This is a genomic window from Achromobacter sp. FW305-C-13 (genome assembly GCF_058783475.1).
In genome coordinates this window covers 501,320-519,407 of record NZ_JBYSYN010000002.1, presented here as the reverse complement: position 1 = coordinate 519,407, position 18,088 = coordinate 501,320, and the positions used below count along the sequence as shown (strand labels likewise).

Sequence of the window (18,088 nt, the reverse complement as noted above, 5' to 3'; positions counted from 1 at the left end):
AGGCGGGGCGCGCGCCAAAGAGAATTCATCATGATCCAAAGACTGACCCGCGGTTCCGCCTTGCTTGCCGTCCTGCTCGTGCTGGCCGGCTGCGCGGTGGGCCCCACTTACGAAAAACCGTCTGCCGCCGCGCCGGCGGCATTCAAGGAAGCCGCCCTGCCCGCTTCCGAAGCCGGCACCTGGAAGCCCGCCGAGCCGTCGGAAGACGCGCTGCGCGGCGCCTGGTGGAAGGTATTCGGCGATGAAGGCCTGAACCAGCTGGAAGACGAAGCGCAACACGCCAACCAGAACCTGCAGGCCGCTGCCGCCCGCCTGGCGCAGTCGCGTGCCCTGCAGCGCGAGGCCCGCGCCGGCTTCTTCCCCTCGCTGGATGCGGCCTTCGGCCCCAACCGCCAACGCCCGTCGGCCGTCTCGCAGGGCCTGCCCGACGGCACGTCCACCAGCCCGGTGACGACGTGGCGCGCCCAAGGTGCGGTGTCGTATGAAGCGGACCTGTTCGGCCGCGTGGCATCCACCGCCGACGCCGCCACCGCCGACGCCCAGCAAAGCGAAGCGCTGTACCGTTCGGTGCTGCTGGCCTTGCAGGCCGACGTGGCCACCACGTACTTCCTGGTGCGCGAACAGGACGCCGAATCGCAGCTGTACAACCAGACGGTCAAGCTGCGCACGGACACCCTGCAACTGATCCAGCGCCGCTACGACGCCGGCGACATCAGCGAACTGGACCTGGCGCGCGCCAAGGCCGAACTTGCCTCCGCGCAATCGGAAGCACTCGGCATCGACCGCCGCCGCGCCACGACCGAACACGCGCTGGCCGTGCTGCTGGGCCGCGCCCCGTCCGACTTCACGATGCCGCCGCAGCCCATCCAGAAGGTCGCGCTGTCGATTCCGGCCGGCCTGCCGTCCACGCTGCTGGAACGCCGCCCCGACATCGCCGCCGCCGAACGCGCCATGGCCGCCGCCAACTCGCGCGTCGGCGCCGCCAAGTCTGCGTTCTTCCCGCGCCTGGACATCACCGGTGCCTTTGGTTACGAGTCGTCCGACCTGGGCAACCTCTTCCAGTGGTCCAGCCGCACGTTCCTGCTGGGCCCGCTGGTCGGCGCCGCGCTGTCCATGCCCATCTTCGACGGCGGCCGCCGCCAAGCCGGCCTGGACCGCGCCCGCGCCGTCTACGAGGAAGACGTCGCCGTCTACCGCCAAACCGTGCTGAACGCCTTCCGCGAAGTCGAAGACAACCTGGCCAACCTGCGCATCCTGGCAGACCAGACCAAGGCCCAAGACGCCGCCGTCGAAGCCTCGGCCCGCGCCGCCAAACTGTCGCACACGCAATACCGCGAAGGCTCGATCAGCTATCTGGACGTGATCGAAGCCGACCGCAGCGTCCTGCTGCAACAACGCGTGGCCGTGCAGCTGAGCGGCGAGCAGGCAAGATCCGCCGTGGAACTGATCCGCGCCATCGGCGGCGGCTGGGAAAACCCCGTCCCGCCGGAAACGGTAGCAGCCAAGTAGGATGGGTGTAGCGCGCAATGCGCTACACCTGTGCGCGACTGCCCATCGCGCGTAACCCATCGTCGAAGCACCGGCATCGCCATGCATCGACGATGGGTTACGTGCGGCATGCATCCGTGTTCGTAGGCAGACAGGCCCGCACTCCACCCATCCTACGAACGCGCAGCGAAGTGCACCCCACACGCGCAGCATCACCCGTCGACGCAAGACACCGCGTAAGCCCCCGAAGGCCGCCCGCGCGGCCGGCCGGGCGGCGGGCCCCGCAAGACCCTCCACCCCACCCCGCCGGTACCAAGAACCGCAAGCACCCCGCTCTCCCCGGCAACCAGTAAATGGCAGCTGACCGAGCCCGGCGCGGCGGTGGCCTGCGGTGCGCGGGGAGTCGATGCGCCCGAGGGAATCTGAAGGCTGTTGCCGCAGGCAACAACGAAGATGACGACGGGGAAGTCCGGAGCGAAGGCTCCGGACCGCAATCGTTGACCCGCGCACCGCAGGCCGCCGCCGCGCCGGGCGCCTCAAGAACCCAAAACCTACTTCCGAAGATCCAGATACCGCCGCGCCACCCGATACCCCACAAACACAAAAAACCCCCCACTATTGGCCACCAACCAGGCCCCTAACCCCCCTAGCAACGCCACGACAGGCCCCACTGCCCTCACATCCCCCTGCGTCCAGGCAATCACGCCGAGACCGCCCACGGTCACCAACCCGATCGCCAGCCACTTCACGATCACCAGCCCCGCCGACCGTCCTGCCATCAGCATCACCACCGCGATCGACAACGCCAGCGCCGTCCCCGCGCACACCGCCACCAGCGCGAACGCCGCCCAGGCCGAGCCCACGGCGCGCAGCACCAGGCTAAGCACTTCGATGCCGACGCCCAACCCGCCCGTCATCACCAGTACCGACAACGCCAACGGCGACCACATCCCTGGCGGGATCCGTCTGGCATCCATATCGGCCACGAACCGATGCATGGCCACGGACGCGGACGGGTCCGGGCTTCCGGCCAGCGCAGCCTCCACCCGGCGGCACTGCGCGATCAACGCATTCAGGCCCGCGTCGGAGGATGGCATCACAGCCTCGTCACGCCCGGCGCATGTTCCGCCACCGTATTGCGCAAGGCTGCCATCGCTTCCTGCACCGCCAGCGGCCTGAAGGCGTCTTCGCGCCAATACATCGCCACCGAGCCGAAACCGGACAAGCGCACCGGAATGATCCGCATCGCCCGCATCTGCGAAAACCGCAGCGCCGCGCGGTGCGAGGCCACGCCGATCATGTCGCTGTTGTTGATCAGCGTCAGGTTGATCGTCACCGAGTTCGACTCCACATGGTCCGGCGGCGGCGCCTGCCCGGCGGCCGCCAACGCGGCGTCCACCGCGTTGCGGATGGGCGTGCCCTTGGGCCACAGGATCCACCGGTAAGACAGCAGGTCCTGCCAGCTGGGCTGCTCGATAGAGAAGAGCGGATGGCGCGGGCGCGCCACCAGATGAATGGGTTCCAGGTACAGCGCCTCGAAGCGGATCGCCGGGTCGTGATGCTCGGGCGCCGAGCGGCCCACCACGATGTCCAGGTCGCCTTGGGCCAGTTGCGCCAGGAGGCGGTCCGTCGTGCCCTCCACCAGCTTCACGCGCGCCTGCGGCATGCGTTCCAGCAGCTTCATCACCGCCAGCGGCACCGTATCTGACGCCGACGCGCCGGACGCGCCGATCACCACCCGGCCGCCGCCGCCTTCACGCAACGCGGCCATGTCGGCGCTGGCGCGGTCCAGTTGTGATTCCACGCGCTGGGCGTGGGCGATCAGCACGTCGCCGTGCGGGGTGGGGCGCAGGCCGCGCGCATGGCGCTCGAACAGCGGCAGGCCGATATCGTCTTCCAGATCTTTCAGCCACTTGGACAAACCCGGCTGCGTGGTGTTGAGCATCGCGGCCGAATGGCTGATGTTGCGGGTCTGCGCCAGGCTCAGCAGCATCTTCAGATTGCGCAGCCGCAGGCGGTGGGTCCAGTCCATGCGGGTCCTCGCCGAGAGGAGGTTGTCTCGTATGTATATTGTTATTCGTATGGATAATAAGATAATTTCATTATTAAACACATAGCTGCTTACGCATAATCGTCTCCATATCCGGACCAGCCGCGACCCACGCGGCGGCCACCCGTAGAAGCCGGCATCAGCCGGACATACTGGAGACAACCATGCCCGACGGCCACACCGCCGGCGCCGATCATGCCGCCGACCGTGCCGCAGATCGCGCCGCCTATTACGCGCGCATCGCCAAAAAACACATGGCTCCCCTGTGGGAGTCGCTGCACAACCTGGTGCCCCGCCAGCCTGCCCCGCGCTGCGTGCCTGCCCTCTGGAAATACGACGACGTGCGCGACGACGTCATGGCGTCGGGATCACTGATCACGGCCGAAGAAGCCGTGCGCCGCGTCCTGATCCTGGAGAACCCCGGCCTGCCGGGACAAGCCAGCATCACGCAAAGCCTGTATGCCGGCCTGCAACTGATCCTGCCCGGCGAAATCGCGCCCAGCCACCGCCACACGCAGTCCGCGCTGCGCTTCATCGTGGAAGGACGCGGCGCCTATACGGCCGTCAATGGCGAGCGCACCACCATGCACCCCGGCGACTTCATCATCACGCCGTCCTGGACCTGGCACGACCACGGCAACGCCGAAACCACCGAGGGCGGCGAACCCGTGGTGTGGCTGGACGGCCTGGACATTCCGCTGCTGCGCTTCCTGGACGCCGGTTTTGCCGAGAACTACCCGCAGGCCACCCAGCCCGTCACGCGGCCCGAAGGCGACAGCATGGCCCGCTTCGGCCACAACATGGCGCCGGTGCGCCATCACGCGGCGAGCGGCACGTCGCCCATCTTCAACTACCCCTACGAACGCAGCCGCGAAGCGCTGGACGCGCTGTACCGCCACGGTGAACTGGATCCCTGGGACGGCGTGAAGCTGCGCTACCTGAATCCGGCCACGGGCGGCTACCCCATGCCGACGATGGCGACCTTCATGCAGCTGCTGCCCGCCGGCTTCCAGGGCAAGACCTATCGCAGCACCGACTCCACCGTCTACAGCGTGGTGGAAGGCCGCGGCACGGCGCGCATCGGTGACCAGGAATTCCACTTCGGTCCACGCGACGTCTTCGTGGCCCCCTCCTGGCTGCCCATGCAACTGGCCGCGCTGGAAGACGCCACGCTCTTCAGCTATTCCGACCGCCCGGTGCAGGACGCGCTGGGCCTGTGGCGCGAAGAACGCATCGCCTGAGCCCGCGGCCCCCGCCACTTTCCGCTTTCCCTTCCCTCTTTCAAGGGTGATTCATGCCTTTCGTGTTTGCTCCCGCCGCCCCCGTCGCCGTGCCCATCGCCGGCAGCCAGGACGCCTTCCCGGTTCGCCGCGTTTACTGCGTGGGCCGCAACTACGCCGCCCATGCCCGGGAGATGGGCTTCGATCCCGACCGCGAACCGCCGTTCTTCTTCTGCAAGCCCGCCGACGCCGTCGTTCCGGTGGCCGACGGTCAGACGCTGGACCTGCCCTACCCGCCCGAGACCGCCAACCTGCATTACGAGATTGAACTGGTCGCGGCCATCGGCAAGGGCGGCGCCAACATCACGGTGGATAACGCGTTGCAGCACGTCTGGGGCTACGCCATAGGCCTGGACATGACGCGGCGCGACCTGCAGATGAAAATGCGCGAAGCCGGCCGCCCGTGGGAACTGGGCAAGGCTTTCGACCAGAGCGCGCCCATCGGGCCGCTGCACCCGGCCGCGTCGGTCGACGGCATCGGCCAGGCCGCCATCTGGCTACAGGTCAATGGCGCGGACAAGCAACGCAGCGACATCGGCAAGCTGATCTGGTCCGTCGCCGAGACCATCGCCTACCTGTCCAAGTACTTCCGCCTGGAAGCGGGCGACCTGATCTACACCGGCACGCCGGAAGGCGTGGGCCCCGTCGTGCGCGGCGACACGATGGTCGGCGGCGTCGACGGCCTGGGCACGCTCAGCGTACGCATGGTCTAACCTTCCAGGAACCCGCATGCAACTCCACAGCTTCTTCAATAGCTCCACGTCCTACCGCGTGCGCATCGCGCTGGCGCTCAAGGGCCTGCCTTACGAATACCTGCCCGTGAACCTGCGCAAGCAGGAGCAGCGCGCCGCGGAATATGTGGCCAAGAACCCGTCGGCGGGCGTGCCGCTGCTGATCGATGGCGACACGCAGTTGTCGCAATCGCTCGCCATCGTCGACTACCTGGATGCCACGCATCCCGAGCCCCGCCTGATCCCGGCCGATACGCTGACGCGTGCCCGCGTGCTGGAACTGTCCGACGCCATTTCCTGCGACATCCATCCCGTGAACAACATGCGCATCCTGCGTTATTTGCAGGACGTGCTGGGCGCCACGGATGAGCAGAAGACCGCCTGGTACCACCACTGGATCCGCGAAGGCCTGACCGCCGTCGAAGCACTGCTGGCGCGCCACGGGCACGGCGCGTACTGCTTTGGCAACGCGCCCACGCTTGCCGATTGCTGCCTGGTGCCGCAAGTGGCCAACGCGCAGCGCATGGGCTGCGACCTGTCTGCCTACCCCCATATCCTGCGGATCTTCGACCACTGCAACGCGCAGCCCGCGTTCCAGGCCGCCGCGCCCGCGCGCCAGCCCGACTACACCCAATGACCACGCCCATGCAAGAACCCGACACCCAAGGCGCGCCGCTGCGCGAATACACCGACCCAGCTTATCGGCCCCTGTGCGAAAACCTTGCCGACGTGCGCGCCAACATCGACCGGCTGGACGACGAGATCGTGCGCCTGATTGCCGAGCGCGCCATGTACGTCAAGGACGCGGCGCGCTTCAAGCGCGACGCCTTCCAGGTCAGCGCGCCCGCACGCCAGGCCCAGGTGTTCGATAAGGCCCGCGCGCTGGCCGAACGCCACAACCGCGGTTTCGCCAATCTTGAGCAGGTGGTGGACGCCACCTACCGGGCGATGGTCGCCGCCTTCATCGCCAACGAGCAAACCTATTTCGCCACCATGAAAGACGTGGGAGACACGCATGAATAAGTCGCGTCCGCTGACGCTGGCCCGCCACGCGGCGGCGCGCGCCCTGATGCTGGCGCTGGCCGTGGCCGCGCCGCTGGCGGCAGCCCAGGCCGCCGACGCCTGGCCCACGCAACCGCTCAAGGCCATCGTGCCCTTCGGTCCCGGTTCCAGCCCCGACCAGGTCGCCCGCATCGTCGGCGAAAAGGCCGGCGCCATCCTGGGCCAGACCATCGTCATTGAAAACAAGCCCGGCGCCAGCGGCAATATCGGCACCTTCGCCATCGCCAACGCCAAGCCCGACGGCTACACCTTCGGCGTGTCCATCACGGGCCCGCTGGTGAACAACACGCTGCTGTTCGACAAGCTGCCGTACGCGCCGGCGACCGACCTGTCGCCCCTGACGCTGGCCGTGCACCAGCCCAACGTGCTGGTCGTGCCCGCCTCCGCCGGCATCGGCAACGTCAGCCAATTACTGGATGCGCTGAAGCAGAACCCGGACAAGTACAACTTCCCGTCGCCCGGCGCGGGCACGGTGTCCCACCTGGCCGTCGAACTGCTGTTGCAGCAGATCGGCGCGCGCGCCACGCATGTGCCTTACCCCTCGTCGCCCGCCGCCCTGACCTCGTTGCTGTCGGGCGACACGCAATTCGCGGCGCTGCCGCCCATTGCCGTCATGCCGATGGTGAAAGACGGCCGGCTGAAGGCCTTGGCAGTCACCTCGTCCAAACGCTCCGCGCTGCTGCCCGATATCCCGACCTTTGCCGAAGTAGGCGTGCCGGGCATCGAGGGATCCGCGTGGATCGGCTTCGTGGTGTCGTCCAAGGTGCCGGCCGACATCCAGAAGAAGCTGTCCGACGCGCTGATCCAGGCGATCCGCGACCCCGAGGTGGCCAAGCGCCTGCAAGCGCAGTTCATGGACCCCGTCGGCAGCACGCCTGCCGAGTTCCGCGCCTACATGGATGACGAGCTCAAGCGCTGGGAACCCCTGATCAAGAAGCTGGGGATCAAAGGCCAGTGACACGCACGACAAGCAAGGAGAATCAGATGCTGATCAACGAACCCGCCCGCCAGATCCCGCTCTACGGCGAATACGACGTCGTGGTGCTGGGCGGCGGCCCGGCCGGCGTGCTGGCCGCCACCAGCGCCGCCCGCAATGGCGCCAGCGTATTGCTGGTGGAACGCTACGGCTTCCTGGGCGGCATGGGCACAGCGGCAGGCGTGTCGAACTTCTGCGGGCTGCACGCCAACATCCACGGCGACATCCGCCAGGTCGTGCACGGCATGACCGACGACCTGCTGGACCGCATGCGCGCCATGGACGGGCTGAATGATCCGCATCTGATCCTGGGCAAGATCCACGCTCAGGCCTACGACATCTCGGCATTCAAGTGCGCGGCCGACGGCCTGGTGCAGGACAGCGGGGCGCACGTGCTGTTCCATGCCCTGGCCACCGGCCTTGCACGCGCCGAGGACGGCCGCGTAGACGCCTTGTTCCTGGAGACCAAGTCGGGCCGCTGCGCCGTGCGCGCCCGCGTGTTCATCGACTGCTCGGGCGATGCCGACATCGCGCAATGGGGCGGGTTGCCGTTCGAAAAAGGCGACGAACACGGCCACATGCTCTACCCCACCCTGATGTTCAAGGTGGGCAACGTGGACGGCGCGCGCGCACAGGAAGCCTGGAAGACCATCCCCCTCCTGATGGACCAGGCCGCGGCCAGCGGCGAATTCACATTCCCTCGCCGGGGCGCCATCGTGCGTCCGCAAAAGCACGATTACGAATGGCGCGTGAACGTCACGCAGCTGGCCAACGCCGACGGCAGCGCGGCCGATGGCACCCATGCCGGGTCGCTGTCCGCCGGAGAGCTGGAAGGCCGCCGACAGATCATGCAATACCTGGGCTTCCTGCGCGCCAAGGTGCCGGGCTTTGAGAACGCGTATGTACTGGACATCGCCCCGCAACTCGGCATCCGTGAAACGCGCCGCATCGTGGGCGAAGCGGTATTGACCAAGGAACACGTGCTGGGCTGCGCCGATTTCGAAGACAGCATCGGCGTGAATGGCTGGCCCTTGGAGATGCACACGGCGGGTGACGTGCAATGGGTGTGGCCACCCATTCCCGAATCGCGGGGCTACAACCAGCTGCCGTTCCGGATGATGGTCCCCAAGCGCGGCCCCGGCGTGGCCGACAACGTGCTGGTGGCCGGCCGCTGCGCCTCGATGACGCACGAGGGCCAGTCGGCCGCGCGCGTCAGCGGCAGCTGCTTCGTGATGGGCGAAGCCGCAGGCACGGCTGCGGCCATGGCGCTGCGCGCCGGCATCGCGCCTGCCGATGTGCCCGTTTCCGCCTTGCAGGCCCAGTTGACGCGCCAGGGCGCCTTCCTTGGCGGCCAGGAATGACGGGGCGCGGACAACAATCATGAACACGTCCAAGACAAGCACTCAAGCGGCCCGGTCCGTCATCGTGGTGGGCGGCGGCATCGGCGGCCTGGCTGCCGCGCTGGCGCTGACCCGCCAAGGCATCGCGGTGCAACTGCTGGAACAGGCCGCGCACATTGGCGAGATCGGCGCGGGCATCCAATTGGGCCCGAACGCCTTCGCCGCACTGGACGCCCTGGGCGTGGGCCAGACGGCGCGCACCCGTGCGGTCTTCACCGATCACATCATCATGATGGACGCGGTGGATGCCCGGGAAGTGGTGCGCATCGACACGGGCGACGCGTTCCGCGCGCGCTTCGGCGGCCCGTATGCCGTGATCCATCGCGCAGACATCCACCTGTCCATCCTGGAAGCCGTGCAGCAGAACCCGCTGATCCGCTTTCGCACGTCTACCCAGATCGCCGGCATGTCGCAAGACGGCAACGGCGTCGAGGTCGTGGACACGGATGGCAACCGTTACCGGGCGGACGCCATCGTGGGCGCGGACGGCGTCAAGTCGGTGATCCGTGAACGCACGGTCGGCGATCCCGCACGCGTGACCGGCCACGTCGTCTACCGGGCAGTGGTCGAACGCGACAACATGCCCGAAGAACTGCGCATCAACGCACCCGTGCTGTGGGCCGGCCCGCACTGCCACCTGGTGCACTACCCCTTGCGCGGCGGCCAGCAATACAACCTGGTCGTCACGTTTCACAGCCGCGAACAAGAAGAATGGGGCGTGCGCGAAGGCAGCAAGGAAGAGGTGCTGTCGTACTTCCAGGGTATCCATCCGCGCCCGCACCAGATGCTGGACCGCCCCACGTCGTGGAAGCGCTGGGCCACCGCCGACCGCGAACCCGTCGAGCACTGGGGCCAGGGCCGCGTGACGCTGGTGGGCGACGCCGCCCACCCCATGACGCAATACATGGCCCAGGGCGCATGCATGGCACTGGAAGACGCCGTGACGCTGGGTGAAGCCGTGCGCCACTGCGGCCATGATCTGGAGGAAGCCTTCCGCCTGTATGAATCGGTCCGCATCCCGCGCAGTGCGCGCGTGGTCTGGTCCACCCGGGAGATGGGCCGCCTGTATCACGCGCGGGGCGTGGAACGCACCGTGCGCAACCAACTGTGGACCGGCCGCAGCCAGTCCCAGTTCTACGACGCGTTGCAGTGGCTGTACGGTTGGAAAGTGGAGAACTGCCTCGCGGCGACATAACAAGAGCACAAGAGGAGACAACATGAAGAAGACCCCCATCCGCGGCACCGCCGCCCTCCTGCTGGCGTTGGTGGCCTCCGCGGCCGCCGCGCAGCAAAAGCCGGTGGACATCGGTTTCATCGGCACGCTTTCCACCCCCGCCGGCTACATCGGCGAGGACGAGCGCGACGCCTTCATGCTGGCCGTGAAAGAAGGCGGCGGCAAGCTGGGCGGCGTGCCCGTCAACGTGCGCGTCGAAGACGATGCGCTCAAACCCGCCAACGCCAAGCAGATCGCCGACAAGATGGTGCAGGACGGCGTGAGGCTCTTCACGGGCGTCAACTTCTCGAACGTCATGGCCGCCGTCGGCCCCACGGTGCTGAACGCCGGCGGCTTCTACGTGAGCCTGAACGCGGGCCCCTCGAACTATGCCGGCCGCGCCTGCAACCCCAACTACTTTGCCGTCGCCTTCCAGAACGACTCCTATGCGGACACCGCCGGCATGGCGGCCAACGAACTGGGCGTCAAGCGCGTCGTCGTCATGGCCCCCAACTACCAGGCCGGCCGTGACGCCGTCGCCGGCTTCAAGCGCGCCTACAAGGGCGAAATCGCCGAAGAGATCTATACCAAGCTGGACCAGTCCGACTTCTCGGTGGAACTCGCCCGCATCCGCTCGCTGAACCCCGACGCCATCTTCCAATTCCATCCCGGCGGCGCCGGCATCAACCTGACCAAGCAGTTCGCCAACTCGGGGCTGTCCGAGAAGATCCGCATGATCACGCCCATCTACTCGATGGACGACCGCATGCTGGCCGCGACCGGCACCGCAAGCAAGGGTTTCTATCTGAGCTCACTGTGGAGCGCCGACCTGGACAACGCGCAGAACAAGCACTTTGTCGAGGCCTTCACCAACGCCTACAAACGCCCGCCCACCGCTTACGCCGCCCAGGCCTACGACACCGCCAACCTGATCGCCTCGGCGCTCAAAGCCGTCAACGGCGACGTCACCGGCCGCGCCGACGACTTCCGCACCGCCCTGCGCCGCGCCGACTTCCCCTCCGTGCGCGGCAAATTCAAGTTCGGCCCCAACCAGCACCCGATCCAGGACTGGTACCTGCTGCACATCGAAGCCGGCCCCGACGGCAAGCTCGTCTACAAGAACCAAAAGGTACTCGCCCGCGACCACACTGACGTGCACGCGGCGGAATGCAAGATGTAGGACACGCCTGCCCCACTGTGTGGGTGAGCGGGCCTGCCTGGCATCAGTTGCCGCGCAATCCACCATCGGTACGGAAGGAGTGCAATTTCAGGTCTTTGCCATCATCAGGCAAGAGCTTGATATTCACTTCTCCGGTGTTCCTGGCTTCGTATGTGCCCGGAGCAAGCGCCCCCTGCAATGGCATCTGGTTGCCGCCCAGTACATACGTTCCTTTCGCCGTCCGACTGACGAAAAATCCAACATGGCCTTTACCCGCCTCTTTTTTGTGTTGGAAGACCACCAAGTCTCCCAATTGAGGCTCAGTCGTCGAAATTTTCCAGCTTCGAAAAGAGGCGGAAGCCGCGCTGTTGGTTCCCGTGACGCTTCCACTGCGCATAAGGCACCAGTTCACGAATGCCGCGCACCAGGGCGTTACATCTCCGTTGGGTGTCCGGTTGCTCGTGGCATTAAAAAAATCCACGATCACTGGATTCGCGCGCACCGGCCATTCCTGGGCGTACAAGTGCGCATTCGCCCCGTATTGCGCGTCTAACTCACCGCCCCGCAACGAAGCAAAATACTGGGCGACGGCCATCGGTGAAACATTGCTCGCGGCCCCACTCATGATCTTTCGTCCCTTCTCGATCTCCTCCGCGTAGGCGGTCTGCCCTCCCTGGAACCTGGGCATACTGGCCAATATCTCCTCAACGCTGGGCACCGGCTTTCCTTCTGGAAACAATACCGGCTCGTCGATGCCGATTCCCGAGGGACTGGCGACAGCCGGACGCGCAACTCCCGCCGCCGCAGCCAACACGCCGACCCCTCCTACTAGCATGGATCTTCGATGCATCGTCTCTCTCCTTTGGCTTCTCACAATTGCGGTCGACAATCCCTTTTTGCTGGCGGGTCAGTATCCGACCGAAGAAAGGGGCGCCCAGTAGAATGGGCTGGCCTCGCCCTGCGTGTGGGCTTCCTGCAGCAAGTCGAGTTGGGCCCGTTGCAGCGCAGCCGCGTATTCACGACTACCGCCGCCGGTACCCAATGTCCGAAACGCCGCAGAGATCAACTTCGACGCCGCTGGCGCCTCGATTCGCCAATGGCTGACATATAGATGGCGTGCCCCGGCATACAGAAAGGCACTGGCCAACCCCTCGAACACCTCGCTGCCACGACCAGCGTCCATGTCACCAGACGCCTGGCTGTCACGGCCATCCCTGTATCCGCCTGCGGAATCGCAAGCGGACAACACGACCAGATCGGCATTCAGACGAAGTGCCATGACCTCACTCACCGACAGATAGCCGTCGTCGTTCGCCGTGCTTTCGCCCGGCGGCGTCAACACCAGCCCCGCTTCCGAATAGTTCGACTGCCCTCCGGTCAATCCGTGCGTCGCAAACACAATTCGGCGGTATGCCGCCAATCTTTCATCCACGGAGAGTTGTTTGATCGAGGCTTCCAGGGCGCGGCGGTTTACATACAGGTCGTCCGTCCCCGCCCCGGCCTCCTTGGCCAATTCCTGCAACAGACAAGCCGTGTCGGGAAGCGCCGCGTCGAACATGGCGGTAGCCGCGACGCCGCTCGCGGCCCGCGTGTCGTCGGCGACCGACAGCGGACCGTCGCATGCGTGAGGCGTCCAATCGCCGATAACCGGGTCCCCGATACCCAGGAAAGGCAACGGGCCCGACGGCTTGGAGCCGCTGGTTCTCACCATGGCGGCTACCGATGGCGCGATCGTGATCGAATGGTCCCGGACCAGCCAGGATGCGGCCTGGATCTGCGAAACCTCGGGGGATGGAGGCAACTCGGTACTCAACAACATTTGGAAAGGGACGGCCGCAAGTTCGCCATCGGGGATCACAATCCAGTGGCGCTTGGATAACACGTGCGATGCCGCCGGCGCCACCACCATGTCATAGAGACGATGCGAAGCGGAAAAATCGAACATCGCGTGCTTGGGAATAGCGCCCGGCAACACGCTCTTTTCATAGACCCGCAGCGCTTCGCCAGCGCGCAATGACGCACCGACTCGCGCCGATGCAACTCTTACCTCGCGCGCGCCATCCCAGCGCCGCTTTGCCAGATCAAACAATCTCGTTCCGTCGCGAGTCGTGACGCTCAGCAACGCGACGCTGGAATTCAGCCGATAAACCATCAGTGCTTCGTCTTCCTGAAGGCCTTCAGGAATTTTTCGAACGCCGTCTTGCGCAGCTTGAACAATGTCCAGGTAGCGTTTGGCCCGCTCCGCGGTTGCGCCCTTGTCGGATTCAAACCGCATGCGCGCGTCACCCAGCTTTGAAAGCTCGCTGCCCAGCTTGGCCTTGGGTTTTTCCGACTGTGCCAGCAAGTCCAGCAATTGTCCCCTTGCACGGCCCCATTCCCGCGCCGCCAACTCGCTGCGCAAACCGGCTCCGTCATCCGCAGACTCGGACGTGATCGCTGCCTTGAGCAAGGCGGTCGCCGCCGGGCTACGCTGCGCCTGGGCAATGACTTCCAGCGCACGCAAAGCCGCTTCAGCGTCACCGCCGTCCTGCTGCCGGTTCTTTTCCGCCAACAAGAGCAGCAACTTGTCCGCCATGCGCTGATCGACCAGTGAAAGGCCACCAGGATCCTCGGCGCCTGCGGGCGTTGGATCCGCGACGGATTTTCGCAATTCCTGCCGGCTCAGGCGCAGTCCGAATTCAAAGAGCTCGATACCGGCGTCCAACGCGTCAGGAATGAAATCGTGTGCCGGGATTTGTCCAAGATTCCACAGCGTTTCGCGCGGATTGTTTCTGGCCATGTTTTTCCAGAAGCGGAGGCTTTCCTGGTAGTGCTGGTCGGTTAACAGCGGCCCGTCACGCGTCAGTTCCTCGCGGATTTTTCGGACGTCTTCCGCTAGCCTTGCGTGTCGGTCATAACCGCTCACCGCATCCAGAACCTGCTGCACAGCCAGGCCGTCCCTCCTGGAGAGGTAGTGTTTCCCAAAGGCCCTGAGCGCATGCAACACTTGTAGGCGCGCGCGGTGGCTCTGGGCATTCGGCGCCAACTGCCGCAAGGCCGAAAACGCCTCGGCCAGCATTTCGTTTGCCGATGCGACCAGACGACGCGCCGACACCATCTGATCCAGGGCGCTGCGCGCAACGTCGTCAACGCCCGCCTTCGCCGCGTGCCGGGCCACCGTTGCAAGCCCCTTCAATTTGGCCGAGCCCACATCGATTTCCTTCGCGGAGCGCAGCGCTTCGCGCGCAAGTTCCGCGATCTCCGGCGCGGGGACTCCCGCCTCTTGCAATCGTTCCGCCAGAGCGGCCTGAAGCTCCGCACGTTGCCGCCTTTCCGTCGTTCTTGCAGCAAGTTTTGAGGCCCGCTCGGCATCACCCAGTCTGCCCAACGCAAGCACATAGCGCTCGAAATCTGAGTTATCCAAGACGTCGAATCCGGAATTCTCCACCAGGGGAATTAAGCTCAAGGCAACTTGTCTATGCTCGTCTTGGCGAGAAACATTGTCGAGTGTCTGGATCGCCAATGCGCGGATTTTCGCTGGACCCAGCACATCCCGCACGGACGCAAGCAACTCCGCGATAACAGGTACGGTCTCCACTTCCAATGCCCCCTCAATCAGCCCCTCCACCGCGGACTCTAAGGTCGCCCGATTCGCCGCATTGGCAACCTCATCGCCCTTCGGATCAACGGAAAAGCGCTTCTTCGCGTCCGCGTAAGCGTCGTCCAGCCCTGCCGCCAATACCCAGGACCGGTACAGCCGCTGAACGCCAAACCTGAACGTAACCCCTTCAAGCCCCTTGAGCTCCTGCTGTGCGCTGAGCAAAGCCTGCTTTGCGGCGTCACGATTTCCGCGCGTCGCGAATTCGCTTGCGACGTTAAGATAAGCGTCAACCCGATCCTCAGGTTTGCCGATCTGTTTAATGATGGATCGCGCATCCTTGACTTCACCGAAAACGAACAGGCAGGACGCGAACAATTTCCGCAAGCTATCGCTCACAGAGATTCCCTGACCCTGATTCCGCAAGAACGTGCGCTGCGCGGGAGCCATGACCACGGGAGGGGCCAATGATGCAGCCGGCGCTGCTGCGCAAAGCAGGTCTGCCGCAAGCGCCATGCGCCTAGGTGAATCGCTGACTTCCAGCAGGGAATCCATGGCCTCTGCCAGCCATTGCGCACGGCGCTCGGGATCTTTCGTTGCCGATTCCACGAAAAACCTCGTTTGTTGCGCCGGAGCCAGGTGCCCGGCCAACTGCCGGGCTCCGTCCTTCTGGCCTGCCTCCAGTAGAACCAAAGCCCCACTTTCACGGAGTACGGGGTCCTGCCAACGCTCCAGTGCCGCAATGATCTCGCCATACTTGTTGTGCCGGGCCAGTGCCAGAATGCCGTACCACCTGCGTTCGCGATCAGCGCCTTCGGCCAACCAGGCCGACACGCGTTCCGGTTCCAGCCGGGACGCCTGGAGGCGCCAGCGGCGGTCCTGCCATTGGCGATATAAATCATCGGGCAAGGTGGCTAGCCAGGCTTTCCCGGACGCATCGAGGTCCTGCTCCAGCAGCGTATACAGCACGGCTTCCTGGCCGCGCCTCTTGTCGTAGTCGTCCAGTTGATCCAGGCCGGCAATGGCGGCCTGTGTGTCGCCCAGCTCCGCCATCGCAATCACGACTGCCAGCACAGTCCGTTGGTCTAACGCAAAGGTACCTTCCTCGCGTCGAAGCAATCGTGGGTACTCCCCCAGCAGAATGGCCATCGAAGCTTGGGCTTCCGGGTTTTCCGGAAGCGCCGATCTTGCGTCATTGACCAAAGCGACCCCGCCGCTCGTGTCTCCCATGTTCCTTCGAAGCCGGGCCATATCCGTCACAAGATCAGCCCAATCTTCACGGGTCCCCTTGTCGTCGTCGTTGACCCGCAAGGCAGTCTGCTCGAACAACCGTTGCGCCAGGGCATACAGCACAGGGACTTCGGACCGTTCCACCGCGTTGCCGCCCCGCAGCGCATCCAACCGCTGGTCGATCTGCATCAACAGGATGCCAACGGATTTCAGAGATAAGCCTTCCACGCCGCTTTTATCAGCAGCCAGCACCTGTTCCACTTTCCTGCGTAGATTTTCTTCCTCTGTCGGGATGGACACCGACACCTTGCAGTCATTCAGGGCATCTTCCGCGCGGATCCCGATTTTCAGTGTTTCGGCCTGCAGTTCGAAATGCGCGGGCACGACCCCGTTGTCGGCACCAAAGGCTTCGGTTAGCCTTCTACCACGCTCGTTCATCGCGCGAAGTTCGGAATAGACCTGGCGGCGTTCGCACGGTGTGTCGGCGGGAGGTGCAACCATCAGAACATTCACAACCTGCAACAAGGCATGGGGCAAGCCCGGGGTTTCATCAGGCATGTCCTGCAGGACTGGAACCAGGCGGCGCGCAACACTCAGCGACTGCGCCTTCCCGCCAGGCACGTTGTTCAGTGCGATAAGAACGCCTATATCTTCGAGACCGGCGGTGTCCGTCGATGCGCCGCCCATTTCCTCCATCCGCAGGGAGGCTGTTGCTTCAAGCGCCTGCTCGGGTAGTCCCAGATGCTCGAACAGCGCGACCACTTCCTTAAGCTGAACATGGCGCACCTCGGCATCGGAATCATTCACTGCGGTTTGATAAAGACGCGCTACCAAGCGCGCGCCTTTGTGCTGGGCCGACTCCCGTATCGGCAACGGCAGACCATACATGGGCTCGGCGCTTCTTGCGTAGAACCCCGCCAAGGAGCCCGCCAAGTCACGGGCAACCGCGCTTTCCGTATTGAAATGCAGGTCCGTAATCCAGAGTACTTGCGCGATTGCCGGCTCCAACTCCCACAATGGAACGTCGCCGATTGCTCCTGCGCTCAAGGCGTAGCTGGCTGCTTGAGCAACGACGGTCGCCGCCATATAGTCCGCGCGTGGACCGTCTTCCATCGTGCGAATCATGGATTCCAGCAGGATGGAACCCGCCTTGGCCGGCTCATCCGGCGCGATGGCCGTGGCATACGTGGCGCGGACCATGGCATTGACGCCCACGGCGTCGGGAGGATTACCCTCCCGCCAACCGGTCGCCTCGGAAGACGAAGCACGCTGGGAGAAGTCCTCCCAGGATTGCACTATCTGCTGAAACTCCTCCCGACTGAAATACTCCAGCATCTGCACCAGCGTGCATCGCGCAGCAACCGATCGCTCCGCCGCATCGGCATGCTGCGAAACGGTCGGCGCACAAACCGCTTTGCGAGTGTCTTCCAGTAGCGTCCCGGTGCCCTCATCATCGGCGCCCCACATAGTGACGGCGAAGGCTGCTTCCTGCTTGAGCGCTTCAGAAATCGCCGGCATGCCTTCGAGCATTTCATGCACTTGCACGGCTCGGGTCTGGTATTGCGCGAGATGGGCGGGATCGCGAGCAGCTATCTGCCCCAATCGATAGACGTCATCCAGCAGGCAACGGGCGGATTGCGGCGGTTGCGTCGAACTTTCACACGCTTCGCGCAGCGGCAACGTAGACGGCCCCGGCAATCCCACGGCGGCCCACGCGCCGGCTACAGACAAGACAGAGAGCAATACGAACGTCAAGCCCAGCCAGACGCACAGGAGCGATGGCTGCGTCCGTGCACGCCGCAAGCGGAAGTTGTCCGGATACACCACGCCGACTAGTTGCCTATGCATAGCCACGCTCCTTCCGGGCGCAACGAATGAACATCCGCCAATAGGTATTGGCTTGAAGCAACCTACCTTTCTGC

The 18,088-nt window shown here is 64.9% G+C and carries 13 protein-coding genes; 9 read left to right on the top strand and 4 right to left on the bottom strand.

The window, feature by feature from the left end; genetic code table 11:
* Positions 1-30: 30 nt before the first annotated feature.
* Positions 31-1,509 (top strand): efflux transporter outer membrane subunit, encoded by a 1,479-nt coding sequence (locus AC3WMU_RS13955; protein ID WP_006222491.1) that lies wholly within the window; start codon positions 31-33, stop codon positions 1,507-1,509.
* Positions 1,510-2,039: 530 nt separating this feature from the next.
* Here the strand turns inward: AC3WMU_RS13955 and AC3WMU_RS13950 are convergent.
* Together AC3WMU_RS13950 and AC3WMU_RS13945 are read right to left on the bottom strand one after the other, a co-directional pair.
* A complete protein-coding gene (locus tag AC3WMU_RS13950; protein ID WP_492282513.1) occupies positions 2,040-2,585 on the bottom strand; it encodes a hypothetical protein in 546 nt (181 codons plus the stop codon).
* Positions 2,585-3,520, bottom strand: coding sequence for a LysR family transcriptional regulator (locus AC3WMU_RS13945; RefSeq protein ID WP_006222493.1), 936 nt, complete (start codon positions 3,518-3,520; stop codon positions 2,585-2,587). Before AC3WMU_RS13945 ends, AC3WMU_RS13950 begins: the two co-directional genes overlap by 1 nt.
* A 182-nt stretch (positions 3,521-3,702) precedes the next feature.
* Here AC3WMU_RS13945 and gtdA point away from each other — a divergent pair, with 182 nt between their 5' ends.
* The 8 genes from gtdA to AC3WMU_RS13905 are packed head-to-tail and all read left to right on the top strand — an operon-like array spanning position 3,703 to position 11,380.
* Positions 3,703-4,779, top strand: coding sequence for a gentisate 1,2-dioxygenase (gene gtdA / locus AC3WMU_RS13940; RefSeq protein ID WP_492282512.1), 1,077 nt, complete (start codon positions 3,703-3,705; stop codon positions 4,777-4,779).
* A gap of 53 nt (positions 4,780-4,832) precedes the next feature.
* Positions 4,833-5,531 (top strand): fumarylacetoacetate hydrolase family protein, encoded by a 699-nt coding sequence (locus tag AC3WMU_RS13935; protein WP_492282511.1) that lies wholly within the window; start codon positions 4,833-4,835, stop codon positions 5,529-5,531.
* Between the two features lie 16 nt (positions 5,532-5,547).
* A complete protein-coding gene (gene maiA / locus AC3WMU_RS13930) occupies positions 5,548-6,186 on the top strand; it encodes a maleylacetoacetate isomerase (RefSeq protein WP_492282510.1) in 639 nt (212 codons plus the stop codon).
* 8 nt (positions 6,187-6,194) lie between these two features.
* Positions 6,195-6,572, top strand: a complete 378-nt coding sequence (locus tag AC3WMU_RS13925; protein ID WP_492282509.1) for a chorismate mutase — start codon at positions 6,195-6,197, stop codon at positions 6,570-6,572.
* Positions 6,565-7,569: a Bug family tripartite tricarboxylate transporter substrate binding protein gene (locus tag AC3WMU_RS13920; RefSeq protein WP_492282508.1), complete on the top strand. Its 1,005-nt coding sequence runs from the start codon at positions 6,565-6,567 to the stop codon at positions 7,567-7,569. Before AC3WMU_RS13925 ends, AC3WMU_RS13920 begins: the two co-directional genes overlap by 8 nt.
* A 26-nt stretch (positions 7,570-7,595) precedes the next feature.
* Positions 7,596-8,948 carry an FAD-dependent oxidoreductase gene (locus AC3WMU_RS13915; protein ID WP_492282507.1) on the top strand — a complete coding sequence of 451 codons (1,353 nt, stop codon included), beginning with the start codon at positions 7,596-7,598 and terminating at the stop codon, positions 8,946-8,948.
* A 19-nt stretch (positions 8,949-8,967) separates the two neighbouring features.
* On the top strand, positions 8,968-10,182 hold the full coding sequence (locus AC3WMU_RS13910; RefSeq protein WP_492282506.1) for a 3-hydroxybenzoate 6-monooxygenase: 1,215 nt from the start codon (positions 8,968-8,970) through the stop codon (positions 10,180-10,182).
* Positions 10,183-10,204: 22 nt separating this feature from the next.
* Positions 10,205-11,380: an ABC transporter substrate-binding protein gene (locus AC3WMU_RS13905; protein ID WP_006222501.1), complete on the top strand. Its 1,176-nt coding sequence runs from the start codon at positions 10,205-10,207 to the stop codon at positions 11,378-11,380.
* A 43-nt stretch (positions 11,381-11,423) separates the two neighbouring features.
* On the opposite strand, the gene AC3WMU_RS13900 is transcribed toward AC3WMU_RS13905, so the two are convergent.
* Positions 11,424-12,209, bottom strand: coding sequence for a TIGR02594 family protein (locus AC3WMU_RS13900; protein ID WP_492282505.1), 786 nt, complete (start codon positions 12,207-12,209; stop codon positions 11,424-11,426).
* A 57-nt stretch (positions 12,210-12,266) separates the two neighbouring features.
* The gene (locus AC3WMU_RS13895; protein ID WP_492282504.1) at positions 12,267-18,014 is read right to left on the bottom strand and encodes a CHAT domain-containing protein; all 5,748 of its coding nucleotides are present in this window, start codon (positions 18,012-18,014) and stop codon (positions 12,267-12,269) included.
* Between the last annotated feature and the right edge of the window lie 74 nt (positions 18,015-18,088).

What these genes read in the sequence shown, in the direction of transcription:
- AC3WMU_RS13955 (WP_006222491.1), top strand. Translation starts at nt 31, where the DNA reads ATGATCCAAAGACTGACCCGCGGTTCCGCCTTGCTTGCCGTCCTGCTC.
- AC3WMU_RS13950 (WP_492282513.1), bottom strand. Translation starts at nt 2,585, where the DNA reads ATGCCATCCTCCGACGCGGGCCTGAATGCGTTGATCGCGCAGTGCCGC.
- AC3WMU_RS13910 (WP_492282506.1), top strand. Translation starts at nt 8,968, where the DNA reads ATGAACACGTCCAAGACAAGCACTCAAGCGGCCCGGTCCGTCATCGTG.
- AC3WMU_RS13925 (WP_492282509.1), top strand. Translation starts at nt 6,195, where the DNA reads ATGCAAGAACCCGACACCCAAGGCGCGCCGCTGCGCGAATACACCGAC.
- gtdA (WP_492282512.1), top strand. Translation starts at nt 3,703, where the DNA reads ATGCCCGACGGCCACACCGCCGGCGCCGATCATGCCGCCGACCGTGCC.
- AC3WMU_RS13900 (WP_492282505.1), bottom strand. Translation starts at nt 12,209, where the DNA reads ATGCATCGAAGATCCATGCTAGTAGGAGGGGTCGGCGTGTTGGCTGCG.
- AC3WMU_RS13945 (WP_006222493.1), bottom strand. Translation starts at nt 3,520, where the DNA reads ATGGACTGGACCCACCGCCTGCGGCTGCGCAATCTGAAGATGCTGCTG.
- AC3WMU_RS13915 (WP_492282507.1), top strand. Translation starts at nt 7,596, where the DNA reads ATGCTGATCAACGAACCCGCCCGCCAGATCCCGCTCTACGGCGAATAC.
- AC3WMU_RS13935 (WP_492282511.1), top strand. Translation starts at nt 4,833, where the DNA reads ATGCCTTTCGTGTTTGCTCCCGCCGCCCCCGTCGCCGTGCCCATCGCC.
- AC3WMU_RS13895 (WP_492282504.1), bottom strand. Translation starts at nt 18,014, where the DNA reads ATGCATAGGCAACTAGTCGGCGTGGTGTATCCGGACAACTTCCGCTTG.
- maiA (WP_492282510.1), top strand. Translation starts at nt 5,548, where the DNA reads ATGCAACTCCACAGCTTCTTCAATAGCTCCACGTCCTACCGCGTGCGC.
- AC3WMU_RS13920 (WP_492282508.1), top strand. Translation starts at nt 6,565, where the DNA reads ATGAATAAGTCGCGTCCGCTGACGCTGGCCCGCCACGCGGCGGCGCGC.
- AC3WMU_RS13905 (WP_006222501.1), top strand. Translation starts at nt 10,205, where the DNA reads ATGAAGAAGACCCCCATCCGCGGCACCGCCGCCCTCCTGCTGGCGTTG.